The sequence below is a fragment of the Shewanella sp. 10N.286.51.B7 genome, assembly GCF_002873615.1.
GTDB lineage: Bacteria > Pseudomonadota > Gammaproteobacteria > Enterobacterales > Shewanellaceae > Shewanella > Shewanella electrodiphila.
Window position 1 is genome coordinate 170491 of sequence record NZ_MCUF01000024.1, and the last position, 16548, is coordinate 187038.

At 38.3% G+C, this 16548-nt stretch carries 15 protein-coding genes and 3 tRNA genes; 8 read left to right on the plus strand and 10 right to left on the minus strand.

Annotated elements, in window-relative coordinates:
- Positions 1 to 18 precede the first annotated feature (18 nt).
- Complete coding sequence (gene nadA / locus BCU84_RS06700; protein WP_102527303.1) at positions 19 to 1086, plus strand: quinolinate synthase NadA; 1068 nt, start codon at positions 19 to 21, stop codon at positions 1084 to 1086.
- 77 nt (positions 1087 to 1163) lie between these two features.
- Here the strand turns inward: nadA and gap are convergent, their stop codons facing one another.
- Together gap and BCU84_RS06710 are read right to left on the minus strand one after the other, a co-directional pair.
- Positions 1164 to 2174 (minus strand): type I glyceraldehyde-3-phosphate dehydrogenase, encoded by a 1011-nt coding sequence (gap, locus tag BCU84_RS06705; RefSeq protein WP_102527304.1) that lies wholly within the window; start codon positions 2172 to 2174, stop codon positions 1164 to 1166.
- Positions 2175 to 2408: 234 nt separating this feature from the next.
- Positions 2409 to 3239 (minus strand): DUF2989 domain-containing protein, encoded by an 831-nt coding sequence (locus BCU84_RS06710; protein ID WP_102527305.1) that lies wholly within the window; start codon positions 3237 to 3239, stop codon positions 2409 to 2411.
- A gap of 201 nt (positions 3240 to 3440) precedes the next feature.
- Between BCU84_RS06710 and BCU84_RS06715 the strand changes: the two genes are divergently transcribed.
- The 5 genes from BCU84_RS06715 (at position 3441) to BCU84_RS06735 (ending at position 7086) form a co-directional block, all read left to right on the plus strand.
- Positions 3441 to 4877: a glyceraldehyde-3-phosphate dehydrogenase gene (locus tag BCU84_RS06715; RefSeq protein WP_102527306.1), complete on the plus strand. Its 1437-nt coding sequence runs from the start codon at positions 3441 to 3443 to the stop codon at positions 4875 to 4877.
- A gap of 239 nt (positions 4878 to 5116) precedes the next feature.
- Positions 5117 to 5192 (plus strand) — tRNA-Gly (locus tag BCU84_RS06720).
- Between the two features lie 10 nt (positions 5193 to 5202).
- Positions 5203 to 5276, plus strand: a tRNA-Cys gene (locus BCU84_RS06725).
- Between the two features lie 55 nt (positions 5277 to 5331).
- Positions 5332 to 5417 (plus strand) — tRNA-Leu (locus tag BCU84_RS06730).
- 475 nt (positions 5418 to 5892) lie between these two features.
- Entirely contained in the window at positions 5893 to 7086 is a 1194-nt protein-coding gene (locus tag BCU84_RS06735) for an amino acid aminotransferase (RefSeq protein ID WP_102527307.1), read from the plus strand.
- A gap of 102 nt (positions 7087 to 7188) precedes the next feature.
- Here BCU84_RS06735 and yvcK read toward each other — a convergent pair whose 3' ends face one another.
- Entirely contained in the window at positions 7189 to 8079 is an 891-nt protein-coding gene (gene yvcK, locus BCU84_RS06740; protein ID WP_102527308.1) for a uridine diphosphate-N-acetylglucosamine-binding protein YvcK, read from the minus strand.
- Between the two features lie 172 nt (positions 8080 to 8251).
- Between yvcK and BCU84_RS06745 the strand changes: the two genes are divergently transcribed.
- On the plus strand, positions 8252 to 9058 hold the full coding sequence (locus tag BCU84_RS06745) for a glucosaminidase domain-containing protein (protein WP_102527309.1): 807 nt from the start codon (positions 8252 to 8254) through the stop codon (positions 9056 to 9058).
- Positions 9059 to 9061: 3 nt separating this feature from the next.
- Positions 9062 to 9694: a DUF2987 domain-containing protein gene (locus BCU84_RS06750; RefSeq protein WP_102527310.1), complete on the plus strand. Its 633-nt coding sequence runs from the start codon at positions 9062 to 9064 to the stop codon at positions 9692 to 9694.
- Between the two features lie 77 nt (positions 9695 to 9771).
- Here the strand turns inward: BCU84_RS06750 and ttcA are convergent, their stop codons facing one another.
- The 7 genes from ttcA to BCU84_RS06785 form a co-directional block, all read right to left on the minus strand.
- Positions 9772 to 10710, minus strand: coding sequence for a tRNA 2-thiocytidine(32) synthetase TtcA (gene ttcA / locus BCU84_RS06755; protein ID WP_198589539.1), 939 nt, complete (start codon positions 10708 to 10710; stop codon positions 9772 to 9774).
- Positions 10711 to 10779: 69 nt separating this feature from the next.
- On the minus strand, positions 10780 to 11709 hold the full coding sequence (gene uspE / locus BCU84_RS06760) for a universal stress protein UspE (protein WP_102527311.1): 930 nt from the start codon (positions 11707 to 11709) through the stop codon (positions 10780 to 10782).
- Between the two features lie 86 nt (positions 11710 to 11795).
- The gene (gene etrA / locus BCU84_RS06765) at positions 11796 to 12548 is read right to left on the minus strand and encodes an electron transport transcriptional regulator EtrA (protein ID WP_102527312.1); all 753 of its coding nucleotides are present in this window, start codon (positions 12546 to 12548) and stop codon (positions 11796 to 11798) included.
- Between the two features lie 55 nt (positions 12549 to 12603).
- Positions 12604 to 13293: a sulfite exporter TauE/SafE family protein gene (locus BCU84_RS06770; RefSeq protein WP_102527313.1), complete on the minus strand. Its 690-nt coding sequence runs from the start codon at positions 13291 to 13293 to the stop codon at positions 12604 to 12606.
- The gene (ccoS, locus tag BCU84_RS20805; RefSeq protein WP_198589540.1) at positions 13286 to 13549 is read right to left on the minus strand and encodes a cbb3-type cytochrome oxidase assembly protein CcoS; all 264 of its coding nucleotides are present in this window, start codon (positions 13547 to 13549) and stop codon (positions 13286 to 13288) included. The genes BCU84_RS06770 and ccoS overlap by 8 nt, the downstream gene beginning before the upstream one ends.
- Positions 13546 to 15954: a heavy metal translocating P-type ATPase metal-binding domain-containing protein gene (locus BCU84_RS06780; RefSeq protein WP_102527314.1), complete on the minus strand. Its 2409-nt coding sequence runs from the start codon at positions 15952 to 15954 to the stop codon at positions 13546 to 13548. The genes ccoS and BCU84_RS06780 overlap by 4 nt, the downstream gene beginning before the upstream one ends.
- Positions 15954 to 16433: a FixH family protein gene (locus BCU84_RS06785; RefSeq protein WP_102527315.1), complete on the minus strand. Its 480-nt coding sequence runs from the start codon at positions 16431 to 16433 to the stop codon at positions 15954 to 15956. The genes BCU84_RS06780 and BCU84_RS06785 overlap by 1 nt, the downstream gene beginning before the upstream one ends.
- Positions 16434 to 16548 lie beyond the last annotated feature (115 nt).

Below are 16548 nucleotides of genomic sequence, written 5' to 3' on the forward strand. Positions count from 1 at the left end.
TAACTTCTCGGAACCATAATGATCACCTCGGCACCGAATATCGAATCTATCGAGTATCCTTTTCCTGCGAAACCTGCTTTATTGTCTCATGCTGAAAAAGCTGCAGCTAAAGCAAGAATAAAACAGCTATTGATCGACCAAGATGCTGTTTTAGTTGCACACTATTATACAGATCCTGAAATTCAAGCACTGGCTGAAGAAACCGGTGGTTGTGTTTCTGACTCCCTCGAAATGGCACGCTTTGGCCGTGACCATCCAGCAAAGAAACTGATTGTTGCTGGTGTAAAGTTTATGGGGGAAACCTCTAAAATTTTAAGCCCTGAAAAAACTGTCTTGATGCCTACGTTAGAAGCCACTTGTTCTTTAGACATTGGTTGCCCAATTGATAAGTTTTCAGCATTTTGTGATGCCCATCCAGACCATACCGTAGTTGTTTATGCGAACACCTCCGCGGCAGTAAAAGCCCGTGCAGATTGGGTAGTAACCTCTAGTATCGCGCTAGAGATTGTTGAACATTTGGATAGCGAAGGCAAAAAGATTATTTGGGGACCTGACCGTCACTTGGGTAGTTACATTGCTAAAGAAACTGGCGCTGATATGTTGATGTGGCAGGGCGATTGTATTGTTCATGACGAATTCAAATCTAAAGCATTAAAGGAACTTAAGATACAGCATCCTGATGCTGCTATTTTGGTTCACCCTGAGTCACCGGCAAATGTCGTTGCTTTAGCGGATGCTGTGGGCTCTACGAGTCAGCTAATTAAAGCTGCACAAAACATGGACAACCAAGAGTTTATTGTGGCGACTGACAGAGGCATTTTTTATAAAATGCAACAAGCAGCACCAGGTAAAACACTCATTGAAGCACCAACTGGTGGTAATGGCGCTACATGTAAAAGCTGTGCTCATTGTCCTTGGATGGCAATGAATGGTTTACAAGCTATTGAAGCGTCACTGACAGCAACAAATAAAACTGAACACGAAGTGTTCGTAGATGATGCATTACGTGATGATGCACTAGTGCCATTAAACAGAATGCTTAATTTTGCGAAAACCTTAAACATGAAAGTGAAGGGTAACGCTTAATAAAATTGATAGCTAATAACAAAAAGCCCTGCAAGTGCAGGGCTTTTTAATGTTTCTTTTTTATAAATTAAAACAAATTATTTAGCTGTCATTAATGCAACAGTATTATCTAACATGCGGTTACTGAAACCCCATTCGTTATCATACCAAGCCATTACTTTAACAAGTCGACCATTAACACGTGTTTGAGTCGCGTCAAAGTTAGAAGAAAATGCATTATGGTTGAAATCGATAGAGACTAAAGGTTCAACATTAATAGCAAGCGCTTCATTCAATGGTGAAGTTTTTGCTGCATCTGCCACTATCTGGTTAATTTCTTCAACTGTTGTGTCACGAGACGCTTGGAAAGTTAGATCCACAAGAGATACGTTAACTGTCGGTACACGTACAGCTAAACCGTCAAACTTACCTTGAAGCTCAGGAACCACTAAACCTACAGCAGCAGCTGCCCCAGTTTGCGTTGGGATCATAGACATTGCTGCTGCACGAGCACGACGTAAATCAGTGTGGTAAACATCTGATAAGCGTTGATCATTGGTGTAAGCATGAATAGTAGTCATTAAACCAGATTCAATACCAACAGAGTCATTCAACGGTTTCGCAAAAGGAGCTAAACAGTTGGTTGTACATGAAGCATTTGAAATAACAGTCATATCACTGGTTAACACTTCATTGTTCACGCCGTAAACAACAGTTGCATCAACATTTTTGCCTGGAGCAGAAATAATAACTTTCTTAGCGCCAGCTGTTAAATGCGGTTGTACTGCTTCTTTAGATGTGAAAATACCAGTACATTCATAAACAACATCAACGTTTAATTCTGCCCAAGGTAATTTAGAAGGGTCTCGTTCTTGAAAAGTCAGGATTTTATCGCCATTAACGTAGATGGCTTCATCATCATGATCAACTTTAGCGTTGAAACGACCATGAACTGAATCATATTTGGTAAGGTGAGCATTGATTGAAGCATCACCCAAATCGTTTAAAGCTACGATTTCAATTGGGTAATCCTTTTCGCTTTCATAAAGCGCACGTAAAACATTTCTACCGATACGGCCATAGCCGTTAATTGCTACACGGATAGTCATTGCATATCCCTCAAGTGATTATAAATCTGTTACGTAAATCATATGGTAGTAAAATTACCAAATTAACGATTTTCGTCAAGTAAAAAAGCCTCAAAACGCTAATAAAGTGCAAAATATCTGTATTTAATTTACAAATTACAGAAATAAGCTGCTGTTGGCTATTTTTTTGAAAGTGTAATACAGCGTTAACTGTTAATTAATTGTACTCAGTGTAGCTAACAAGGTGGTCTTTGTTTATTCAAATTTTGATTTAATTTCACTTGTATCGAACTGAGCTGTTTTTAATAGTCTAACGAGCTCAATCGCTTCTAAATCTAATTGCTGAGCTCGGTTACTGTCATTAGCTATAAGCGCTAATAATTTTTCTTGTGAGGCAATGTTGTCACTCATTAATGTATTCGCCTTAGTCAATAAATATTCATTATCAACATTTTGCTCCCAACGATAAATTGTAGCGAGAGCGAGTAACCAATCAGGGTCAATTGTTTTAGGCTTAACGTGGGACAATAGGTGTAAATAAAGCATCTTTGCTCTATTCATATCCGTTTTAATATAATGTGACGCAAGCTGAGCAAGTATAAATGGTTCTGTTATTTCACCATTTTTCTCAGCTTTAATTAACGTATCACGCGAAGGTATATCGTTAAACGTTGTCCAACGATAATACACAAGGTAATTGTCTGGGTTGTCCTTGGTATATTCTCTTAACTGGATTAAATTTTGTGTGCTAACAGCATATGCTCTTTCTCTATCTAAAGTCCGGTCGGTGTTTTGTATATGGATAACACCAGCAGCTAATTCTATGCACTTGCTATAAGACTCAAGCTTTATTAATTGGTCGTATAGTTGTTTTCCAGTAGGCTCAGTGGTTATCTTTAATTGGTATCTACTACGAATTAAGTCGCCTTTTTCTACTAAACACCAACTATCTCGGTGTAAATCCGCACAAAGTTCAGGATTTTTTTTACAAATGCTGCCACTATTTCGGCCAACATCACAACCAAATAAGCCGAATAAAGCAGCAAATATTGAAAATGATGTAATTATTACTAAACTTTTACTCAAAACAGGCTCCAAAAGTGGAATTTCTCTAATAAAATTACACGTTTACTAAAAATTTCTTACTGGCGAAAAAGCGTAAATTTCATTACAATGTCGCCGACCAAACGGGGATAACCCTATCAAATAATGACTATTGGTCTTTTCTTTTTGTTACTCAATGCTTTCTGCACCCTACGCTGAAATGTGAGATAAAGGATCTTTTTAATGAGCGCTGATAAACACCTACAAAGTTGGCAAGAACGTTTCGAAATGGCAGAGGCTATGCAGCCTTTACTTGGTAAACTATATCGTAATCAAGGCGTTGAAGTCTTAGTTTATGGTAAACCACTTTTAAACGCATCTACAATTGAAATTATTAAAGCGCATCGCCTAGTTCGTCGTCATATTGGCGAAAAATTACGCCTTCGTGAAAGCTTTCCATTCGTTGAAGCATTAAGCAAGTTATCAGTAAAGCACTGTAAAGTGGATATTGGCAAGTTAGCTATTAATTACTGGCGTGATAATGCTGATGCTTCTCAAATTCAAGCCTACATGACTAAAGAGTTAGAGCAAGGCTTAAACTTTGGTGACGATGTAGAATCTAAAGATGTTGTCTTATACGGTTTTGGACGTATCGGCCGTCTATTAGCCCGCTTAATGATTGAAAAAACGGGTAAGAGTAATAAGCTTTGTTTACGTGCAATCGTCTTACGTGGCGGTAAAAAAGGTGATTTAGAAAAGCGTGCTAGTTTATTACGTCGTGACTCAGTTCATGGTCCATTCAATGGCTCTGTTGAAGTAGACGAAGAAAATAACGCCATTATTGCTAATGGTACATATATTCAAATCATTTACGCTAATTCACCTGATCAAGTAGATTACACACTATACGGCATCAATAATGCGCTTGTTGTGGATAATACCGGTATTTGGAAAGATGAAGATGGTCTTGGTCTTCACCTTAAGAGTAAAGGTGCAAGTAAAGTACTGTTAACCGCTCCTGCTAAGGGTGCAATTAAGAACGTCGTTTACGGTGTGAATGAAAATGATATTCTTCCTGAGGATATGATTGTTTCGGCAGCAAGTTGTACAACCAATGCTATTACACCTGTATTAAAAGCAGTGAATGATAAGTATGGCATTGAAAACGGACATGTTGAAACAATCCATTCGTATACTAATGACCAAAACTTAATTGATAACTATCATAGTGCTGACCGTCGTGGTCGAAGTGCGCCATTAAACATGGTTATTACTGAAACAGGTGCAGCGAAAGCAGTTGCAAAAGCATTACCTGTAATGGAAGGTAAGTTAACTGGTAACGCTATCCGTGTACCGACACCAAATGTTTCAATGGCCATTATCAGTGTTAACTTAAACGGCGAAACAAATCGCGATGAGTTAAATGAATACCTAAAAGATATCGCATTGACTTCTGAGTTGAAAAACCAAGTTGATTACACTGATTCTACTGAAATTGTATCAAGTGACTTAGTGGGTTCTCGCTATGCTGGTGTTGTTGACTCTCAAGCAACTATTGCTGATGGCAAACGTGCTATTTTATACGTGTGGTATGACAATGAGTTCGGTTATAGCTGTCAAGTAGTCGGCGTCATGCAAAAAATGCTTGGACTTACAACGCTTTCTTTACCAGAAGCGTAAACTTACTCATTTAAGAACCATCATTTCAAAGGCACTTCTTAGTAGAAGTGCCTTTTTTGTTGGCTGTCATGGTTTAATAGACAATAATTGTTCAATACGTTGATTTATACATCAAACGGTTATAAAAGCCCTAAAATATAGTAATTCTGCATTGACACATTTGCGTAAAACGGTAGAATTCCATTCCGCACTCAGGGACAAATTGATTTATCGTTTTAACTAAGTGTTTTGTTTGATATGCGACATTAGCTCAGTTGGTAGAGCGATACCTTGCCAAGGTATAGGTCATCGGTTCGAACCCGATATGTCGCTCCAATCAAACAACGGCGCGATGGCAGAATGGCTATGCTGCGGATTGCAAATCCGTCGACCTCGGTTCGACTCCGGGTCGCGCCTCCACAATTTTTGTTTAATTGTTTAGTGCCTTAAACTAGCCGGTTAAAACAACACTTATGCCCGAGTGGTGGAATCGGTAGACACAAGGGATTTAAAATCCCTCGCTTAATAGGCGTGCCAGTTCAAGTCTGGCCTCGGGTACCATTATAAATAAGCCTCGACATTAGTCGGGGCTTTTTTATGTCTGACATTTGAGTAATTGAAGCAAGATAAAATCCCTCGGCGTTTTAAAACCAGGCGTGCCAGTTCATCTCAGGCCTCCGGTGCCATATTCTTAATACAAGAATATGATACATAAGCAAGATACGAAGGCTTCAACATGCTTTACGCTAACGATGGCTTCTTATGTCGTTAAAGTGCGATGTTTAACATCAAATTCCATAGGATTTTTAAACTAAGACGCTTAGTTGAATTGTTAGCCATATCTATGAATAGTCATTTATGAATATGGAAAATCATCAATACGTTATTAAATATCCATTTAAAACCTAATTAAAATGTCAAATGTTCAAACTGTGAACTAATTCTTTGTTCATGACCAAAAGTCACTATTTCAAAAACCTATTCAATGGTATAAATACTAAAAATAGTGGTTCACTTCATACGAAGGAAAGAAGTAATGATATTTTCTCAGGTCCCTCAAGCTCCAGCCGATCCTATCTTAGGTTTAACAGATGCATTTAAAAAAGACACACGTAGTGAAAAGGTCAATTTAGGTGTTGGTATTTATAAAGATGAAGCAGGGCAAACCCCTGTACTTAAATCTGTTAAAAAAGCTGAAGCAATTTTATTAGAAGCTGAGAAAACGAAAAATTACTTAGGGATCGAAGGTGTAGAACAATACAATGCAGTCGTTCAAACCTTACTATTTGGACAAGGCAGCGACATCATTAATGACAAGCGAGCCTTCACTGCACAAGCACCAGGCGGAACAGGCTCATTAAGAGTTGCCGCTGAATTTCTTGTTAGGAATACTGAATCTAAGACCTTATGGGTAAGTAACCCAACATGGGCTAATCATCAAAACATATTTCAAACTGCTGGCTTATCAATAAAAGAGTATGGCTATTACAAAGCAGAAACCCATGATATGGATTTTGATGCGATGATTACTGATTTACAAAGTGCTCAAGCTGGCGATCTTATTTTATTACACGGTTGCTGCCACAACCCGACTGGTATCGACTTAGATGCTGCACAGTGGGAAATTGTTGGTCAACTTTGTGCAGATAAAGAACTTGTACCTTTATTTGATTTTGCCTATCAAGGTTTCGGCGCAGGAATTGAAGAAGATGCTCAAGGTTTACGCATTGTTGCTGCAAAAGTACCAGAGCTATTAATTGCCAACTCATTTTCTAAAAACTTTGGCTTATACAATGAACGTATTGGCGCAGTTACTATTGTTGCTGCTGATGAAGACGCAGCCCAAAAAAGCTTTAGCCAGATCAAGAAAACTATTCGAGCAACATATTCAAATCCACCAGCACATGGCGGTTTGATTGTGAGTACTATTCTATCAGATGATGCTCTACGTCAAGAATGGGAATCTGAACTGACCGAAATGCGTCAACGCATCGCCGAAATGCGTACTTTGTTTGTTGAGACATTAAAATCAGAAGGCGTTGACCAAGATTTCAGTTTCATCTCTCGTCAAAATGGTATGTTTAGTTTTTCTGGACTGAATAAAGATCAAGTCAATCGACTTAAAGATGAGTTTGCTGTCTATATTGTGGGTTCAGGACGTATCAGCGTTGCGGGCATGACAAAACAAAATATTCCGGTTATCTGTAAAGCGATTGCGCAGGTTATTTAAATCCGTCAGATAACAAACACATTGTGATTACTGTCTAAGCCTATAAGCAAATACTTATAGGCTTTTTTATAATCTTAATTTAAGTTGATTTGTTCATGACTGTTATTTGTTCATGACTGTTGATAATGCAGTAGCTAAAGCTTCTTTGTTATGTAAACCCGCATGGTGATCACTGACAAGCGGAAAAAAACTTACAAATTCACCAACATCAATATGTTCTGCGTGACTGATGACATTATTGACAGCATTTCTTCCCAACAATTGGTTTATCCAGTTTAATTTATCTTCTAACAACAGTTTATTTGCTGCACATACTTCGTTTGTTAAATTATCGATGAAAATAATTTGAGCATTTGAATTGGAAATGGCAGTAGCAATTGCTGGAAGTAAAAGAGGAGGTAATACACTAGTGAGAAAGCTTCCTGGGCCAATGATTATCAGCTCTGCTTTATTAATCGCTTGAATGGCTTCACAAGTTGCTGTTACCTGAGGTTCGAGATTTAGTGAACTAGGCACCTCACTCATTTCATCAACGTTCGTTTCACCAAATATCATCTGACCTTCGACATTTAGTGCAGTTAAATGTGTGGGTTCTTCAGACATGGGAATAATACGAGTATCAATTTTCAGAATGGTTCTGATTAATTTAATCGCTTCAAGTGGTCTGACGCAAAGTTGTTCTAGGGCATACAAAATAATATTGCCAAGATTATGGCCATTTAGCTCATTATCGCCATTAAATCGATGATCAAATAACATGGTACCGATAGAAGGACGATTGGCGAGCTGTGATAAACAGTTACGTAAATCCCCCCATGCAATAGTTGTTTGATCTTGGCGGATACGACCAGTTGAACCGCCATTGTCAGTTGTTGTTACAATTCCAGTTAACTTGGGTCCTAAAAAGGATAATGCAGCAAGGACTCTGCCTAAACCGTGACCTCCGCCCAATGCGACGACGTGATCATATTGCTGTAATGGTTGGTTCATCATTTTTTGATTCCTTTCATACTCTTGATGACTTTTATTGCGACCATGGATAATGTCATTTCTAGCTATCGTCTGATGCTAAAAATGCATACTTAAAATAATAGCACAAACACAAGACTGCTTTTAGTTATGATTCTCGGTATAATCAATGAAAATTATATAGGAAGGATTGTTTTTGAGAACAGGTAGAGTGGGTAAGTTCACCCTTGGGTTAGGGGTTGTTATAATTAGCATTATTTTGATCCGTGTTTGGCTTGTTCCTACACTGGAGAAAATTTTAGTATCAACACCAGAAATTCAGCAAAATGAGAAAGAACAAGAAACAATTCCTAATTTTACTGAGATCAGTGATATTCCAACTAAAAAACAAGTGTTTTTTGATTATATGGCGCCAGCTGTAAATCATCAAAATGCGCTTATTTTAAAAGAACGAAATTTTTTAAAAGTCATCCTGGCAAACCTAGCCAATGAAAAAGCATTAACCGATGCCGAAGTCTTTAAGCTAAAACAATTAACACAGAAATATAATTATTCTGTAAAAAAGTTTGACGAAACGACCTTAACGCCCTTGTTAATTAGAGTCGATACCGTGCCAGCAAGAATGGTATTAATACAAGCAGCAAACGAAACAGGCTGGGGCAGCTCTAGGTTTGCTAAAGAAGGCAACAATTACTTCGGACAATGGTGTTTTTCTAAAGGTTGCGGTTTAGTGCCTTTATCCAGAAAAGCAGGAATGAACCATGAAGTAGCGTCGTTTGATACACCTGAAGATTCAATAGCAGCTTACATGCTAAATTTAAACACCAATTCAGCATACCGTTTATTAAGATCAATGAGAGCTGACTTACGTTCACAAAATATCGAACCTTCAGCTGAGAAATTAGTTTTCGGACTCATTCATTACTCAGAACGTAAAGATGCTTATATTGATGAACTACTAGAGATGTTACGCCAAAACAAAGCGTATTTAGCAGGATTATAGAAAATGAAGTTAGTAAAGATACCAATGTTAGTCGCTTTCGTGTTGTTAAGTCCAACATCGATCGCTGATTCTGTTTCTATTCCATATGCAGGTTTTTATGAAAGACTAAAACAAGTTAATAAAAATAATTATCAGTTGGTTGAAATTGCTTTTAGCGTACCTAAAAATGATAACTGTAAAATGATTTCAGGTAACATCACCACTGAAAAAGATGAATTCCCACTGACTTACGATAAACACCAGCGTTTATATTTGCCATTTGATGCACAGTTAAAGTCAGACCGAGGTTTGTTAAATATTGAAGTAGAAGGGGACTCTTCACTTTGTGGTGTTGCAATGCAAGTACGTGCTAAGTCAACTCAACAAGAGTATGTTCAAGCGGAACTCATGGCAGTTAAGGATGATATGGATGCATTGTTAGATGGTCAGCAAGGTTTCCCAATGAAGTATTTCCGTAAACCAATTACTGGACTTACATTTAGCTTTTCGGATTCCGACTTACCTGTTACCGCAACAATTGATGGTAAAGCACAATCAATTTCAAACCAGTTACAACTCACTTCTGAACAATTAGCAAACCTAAAAGCCTTAAGTTTTAATGCCATGCCCTTTGTTGTCAGCCCTTATGTCATTTGAACTGTTGAAATAGCAAAGCATAGAAAAAACAAAGCCCTCAGTTGAGGGCTTCTTTTTTGCAAGAACAGACCAACCATTTACGGTTTGTAAGTTGTCACTATATTAATTTTAGCTGCTTCATCTAAATTGATATGACCATTATTCGTGGTATCTAAAAAATCAAAAGCAGGTAAATCAGACTCGGCTACATCGCCGGATAAAGGAGCATCTGCATCACGCTGCAAACTGATAAAATCAAAAGCGTTTCTATCAACACCTTGAGACGGTGACGTGTTCTGCATCGCAGTAAAAATTGTTTCAATACGACCTGGAAAGTCACGATCCCATTGATTCAACATATCCTTTACAGCGCCACGTTTTAAGTTCTCTTGTGAACCACACAGATTGCAAGGGATGATAGGGAATTTTTTCAGCTCCGCATACTCTGCAATGTCTTTCTCTTTGCTATAGGCTAAAGGTCTAATGACCATGTTAGCACCGTCATCTGATAACAATTTAGGTGGCATTGCTTTCATTTTTCCACCGAAGAACATATTTAAAAATAATGTTTCAATGATGTCGTCTCTATGATGACCTAGAGCAATTTTTGTCGCACCAATACGTTGCGCAAATCCATATAAAGTTCCGCGACGCAGACGAGAACATAAAGAGCATGTTGTCTTGCCTTCAGGGATTTTATCTTTAACGATTGAGTAAGTGTCTTTTTCGAGAATATGATATGGCACTGCTAACGTATCTAAGTACGCAGGCAAAATATCTTCAGGAAATCCAGGCTGCTTTTGATCTAAGTTAACTGCAACAATTTCAAATTTAATTGGTGCACGCTTTTGCAAGTTCAACAAGATGTCGAGCATTGCATAGCTGTCTTTACCGCCAGAAAGGCAACACATGATAACGTCACCTTCTTCAATCATTTGATAGTCTCCTATCGCACGACCAACATCATGACGTAATTTCTTTTCTAATTTAGCTTGGCGATCTGCCAAGTGTTTTTCTTGTTGTTGCATTTCAGACATTAAAAAGCGCCCAGTAACTATCGTTTCAGGGCGCGTATTATTCCAGCATTCAAGCCGATGGTAAAGACTTTAGTCTTCAAGAGGTGATTTATAACCCTCAGGCTTTACTGCAAGTAAGTCACAATTGATACTATCGATGACATGTTCAGCGGTATTACCAATTAAAGCTGCTGAAAAACCAGTTCTGCCCACAGTCCCCAAGATGACTAACTCTGCATCGAGTTTTAAGGCAAGCTCAGGAATAACATCTTCAGGTAAACCTTCTTCTACATGGCAGTTTTCTAAAGGGATATTAAAACTGTTGGCCAAATATTGAATTCGCTGTTCATGCTGCATTCTGACGGTATCGTTATAACTTGCAGCATCGAATTCAGGTAACTCAATGGCTAAATTAACCGGGGTACCAGGGTAACCATTCACTAAATGGATTTGGGCTGAGAATTTAGCTGCAAGATTCAACGCATTTTCAATTATTTTGGTATTGAGTGTTGAATGCTCATCATCTTCTGAAGCCACATTTACTGCACATAAGATTTTACCAGCCACTGGCCAATCATGATCTTTTACCATTAATACTGGAATAGGGGCTTTACGTAATAAATGCCAATCAGTTGGAGTAAAAATAATAGACTTTAATTTGTCGTGTTCATGGGTACTTTTTACTAATAAATCGACATCTTGTTCGATGGCGTATTTTATAACGCTTTCGAAAGGCCTGTTATGCCAAACCACTTTAGTATCAATTGTTAAGCCTGATTTTGCGTAAGGCAAAATAGCTTCAGCTAACCAGCTTTCGCGTTGGTCAATAACACCCTGACGCATAGCTTCTCTTTCGTGGCTTGAAAGAATTGAAGTCATTTCATAAGAAAAATCAAAAATGGTGAGAAATGCAGTGATAGATGCATTGGACTTGGAAGCAAGTTCAACGGCTCTAGCCAGAGCAGGTTGATGGTCAGTCATTGGGTTAATGACTACCAAAATCTTATTATAATCCTTCATAAAACCTCCAAGCTGTTTTTATATTACTATCACTCTTAACTGCGGTGATGTCGTTGCGTTAGATCATAAAATGAAAACTAACTCAATTAAGTGGCAATTCTTGAGTTTCCAGCTAATTGGCTGAGTGCAACATGATCAATAATAGTGATGTATTTACCTTTGACTTCAATCAAACCTGCTTTTTGAAACCTGCCCAGTAATCGACTAATTGTTTCAACCGTCAAACCAAGATAGTTACCAATATCACCACGGGTCATCGTTAACCTGAATTCATGAGGTGAGAAGCCTCGACTGCCGAAACGGTTTGCAAGATTATTGATGAATGCAGCAAGACGTTCTTCTGCATTTTTCTTCGACAATAACAAAATCATTTCTTGATCGCCCATGATCTCATTACTCATTAAACGCATTATTTGCTGTCTAAGCTTTGGCATTGTGCCAGAGAGAGTATCTAATGTGTCATATGGGATTTCACACACCATTGCAGTTTCTAAAGCTTGCGCAAAACTTTGGTGAATTTGAGAATGAATGCCATCAAAGCCTATAACGTCACCAGCTAAATGGAATCCGGTAATTTGTTCATCACCTTGCTCAGTGATAGTGAAGCTTTTGATTGTACCAGAGCGAATAGCAAATAAGGATTTGAGAGGATCACCTGACTTGAATATCTGGTCGCCTTTTTGTACTGGTTTTTTACGCTCAATAATTTCGTCTAGTTTATCTAGTTCGTTATTATCTAACGTGAAAGGAATGCAAAGTGACTCCATGCTGCAATCATGACAATGAATTGCACAACCACCAGTAGATGCACGAAGCTGTTTAGTTTGATCTGTAGGCATATATACTCTCAATTAATTACTACAATACCATGTTAAACTAATAACAAAGCTTGAGCTAGTTTAGCTGCATGATGGCGATATAAATAGTTTGTAAGCCAAATACTACAATCAAGATCCCACTTAAAAGTCGTACTTGCTTTTTTTGAACCCATCCAGCTAATTTTTTAGCGGTTAATCCAGCACTTAACAATGCAGGCAGTGTTCCAAGGCCAAAAGCAAACATCACCAAAGCTCCGTTCAATGCATCACCTGATGCAACTGACCAGGTTAAGGTACTGTAAACTAAACCACAGGGTAACCATCCCCAAATCATCCCTGCAATCGTTGCTTGAAACTGGGTTTTAATCGGCAACAATTTATTAGCAATAGGTTTGAGTAACGACCATAAACCTTTACCAAGTTTTTCAATATGGACGACTCCGAACCATATTTGGGCAATATAAAGTCCAGTTATTATCATCATAATGCCGGCAAGTATTCTTAAACCAATGAGATAACTGTCAACATCGAACATGTAGCCTAATGCAGCACTACTTGCTCCAGCCAACGCACCTGCAATCGTGTAACTCGCAATACGGCCAAAGTTATAACTGAGTAAAAAACTTAATTGGTTTGCTAAACGATTTGAAGATGTTGCTGGCAAATTAGTAGCAAAAGCGCCAATTAAACCACCACACATTCCAAAACAATGTGCAGCGCCCATTAATCCGACCAGGAATGCTCCCCATACATTATATTCAATCAATTTGCGGAGTCTTTTTGGTTGCAGATTTATCCGAATCAATTTGCTCATCATCAAAAGAGTTAGCAGTTACCACGTCATCATTGAGCGTCTTAGTATTATCTGTAGTCACAGTAGGCTTATCTTCATCAAATAATATCGACACACTTTGCCTATCAAGATCATCGAATTGTTCTGATTTTACCGCCCAAAAAAATACGGCTACAGCGACCACGACGAAAAGCATGGCAATGGGAATTAATACGTAGATGATACTCATAGTTTTACCCTTAGCAGGCGAAGACTGTTAGAAACAACAATAATTGAGCTTATCGACATACCAATCGCCGCTATATACGGAACGACATGACCTGTTACGGCTAACGGCAATATAATGATGTTGTAAGCAAACGCCCAAATTAGATTTTGTTTTATTATTCTATTGGTTAGTTTAGCAAGTTTTATTGCTTGAATGAATTTAGAAAGATGATCGCCAAGTAAAATTAAGTCAGCGCTATTTTTAGCAATTGCGCTGCCACTTCCCATTGCTACTGATAAGTTGGCACCAGCGAGTACTGGGGCATCATTGATACCATCACCAAACATAGCAACATGCTGTTTTTGTTGTAAATTATTTATCAATTCAAGTTTGTCTTGTGGGCTTAAGCCTGCATAAGCTTGTTGAATATTTAATTGACGGGCTATTTCAGTGACATGTTTACTGCTGTCACCACTTGCCATGCTGACTTGAATACCTAACGCCTGAAGTTCCGTTACAGCTTGTGCACTATCAATACGGATAGCATCTTGCAATATAAAGCAGGAAGCTATTATGTCATCAATAGATAACCAAAGTAATTGGCCTTTACAATGTGACGCATCGAGGCCGACAAACTGAGCATTACCCAATTTGACGGTATGTTCATTAACCTTAGCAGATATTCCTAGCCCAACATGGTGGATGATCTCTGTTGCAATAATGTCTGAGTTAACAAATGGCGCAAAAGCTTTTGCGATGGGATGAATAGAACCCATTTCAAGCGTTGCAGCATAATTAAGAGCTGAATGCTCATTAACAAGTTCATCTGTAATAATTGTTTTTTGAATAGAGACAGTTCCGCACGTTAATGTGCCGGTCTTATCAAATACGACATGTTCAATTAATGGTAGTTTCTCAAATACGCCAGCTTTTTGAACAATAATCCCCAGTTTGGTAAATATTGCCGTAGAACATGTGATTGCAGTTGGTGTTGCTAACGCAAGTGCACAAGGGCAGGTAGCGACTAATACTGATAACATGACCCAGAAAGCATCATCTGGTGAAATAAATAGCCAACTAAAATAGGTGATCCCCGCTATAGCAATGATGGCCGTTGAAAAATAGCTGGCAGATTTATCAACGAGCAAAGCAATTTTAGGTTTCGTATTTGAGGCTACCTCTTGTAAACGGATAATTTCAGCGACTAATTGATCTTGACCTAATGCGGTTACTTGAACAGTAATAGGTTGGTCTACATTAATAGTGCCAGCATACACGGTATCTCGCTCACTTTTGATAAATGGCATTTGTTCGCCAGTTAACATTGATTCATTTAAGCCTGACTTACCTGATAATATGATCCCATCAGCAGCAACGACTTCACCAGGTTTGATTAAAATGGTATCTCCAACTTTTAATCGCTTAGCTGGAATTTCAGTTACTTCACTAGTAGAGGAGTTATTTATTGAATCAGATATTAAATTAGCTGTTAACGGTACGAGTTTGTGTAGATTACTCGAACTGACGGATGCGGTTTGTTTTGCTTTTTGTTCGAAAAAACGCCCCAATAGCAAAAAGAAAGTGAACATGGTGACAGACTCAAAATACACTTCACCAGTGCCGTTTATTGTCGCGATACAACTGGCTACATAAGCTCCAGCGATAGCTAAAGAAACGGACAAATCCATATTAACCTTACCGCCGAGCAAACTTCTAACGGCACTGAAGTAAAAAGGTTGAGCAGAGTAAAAGACCACAGGAGCGGCAAGCGTCATACTGACCCAGCGAAAGTAATCCCTCATTTCAGTATCTTCTAAAATGAAGTAGTCAGAATATAAAGCCAGTGCAAACATCATTACTTGCATGGTGACGAATGCAGCTAGTCCAAGACGAAGTAGAAACTTTCGCAATTCTTGTTTACTGAGTTTTTCTTGTTCGTCTATTTGATAAGGCGCAGCTTGATAACCAATACGGCTGATTTCTGATAATATTTCACTGAGTTTTACACGTGAGTCATCCCAACAGACTAATGCTCTTTGGGTAGTAGAGTTGACCGCAATGCTAATTATGCCAGGAAGCTGTTTTAATTTATGTTCAATTAGCCAAGCACAAGCTGCACAAGTTATCCCTTCGATAGAAACTGAAAGCGTATTTTGGTTATCTTTTGAATGGACTAAGTCTTGTTGGATTTCAGGAAGATCATACGCAGAAAATTGAGCCAACTCAGATGGAACAAGCGCAGTTTGCTTACTGCCTGGTTCACTTCTAAATTGATAATAGCTACTTAACCCAGAGTCGATGATGGCTTGTGATACAGCCTGACAACCAGGACAACACATAGGTTGTGCCTGATTATCAATAACGGTTGTAAATTCGCTACCAGTTAAAACAGGTTCATTACAGTGAAAGCAATTTTGCATGAAGATTAATTCAACCAGTATTCTACATCATCTTGTATATCAATACGTTGCTGGATACGCCAGCTATTATCAAAGCCTTGTAATCTTACATTCCACGGACCTGAAATTGCTTCAGATAATCCGATTCTGAAATCACCGTTACCATCTGCAGTCGCATTGATTCTAAAATCTTTGTCTTCAAGAGTCGGGTGAATGAAACTGACTTGAAGTGCGGCGCGGTATTCAGGGCCGCCGTGCTGGGAAATTTTTAATTCATGGTCATGAACTTCAATTAAAAACTGCATACCTAAGTTTTTAGCTTGCTTAATTTTACGTAAATCCATATTGATGGCTTTACCTTCTTTATAATAATCATCAGAAACCAGCGAGTCTGCATTATCAATTGCAATGCTCATTGCCACCATACTTTTAATGACAACGACAAGAAGTAGAACAACAATAAACCAAGGCCAAAAATGCTTATACCAGGGTTGAACATCAGACATAAAAAGGTCCTAAATATTAAGAATTATTATTGTGTTATTTTACCTTGAAAAGGCTTAAGAATCACTTAAAAAAAAGGCTTCGTTTTCACGAAGCCTTTGATGTTACCGAGGTGTA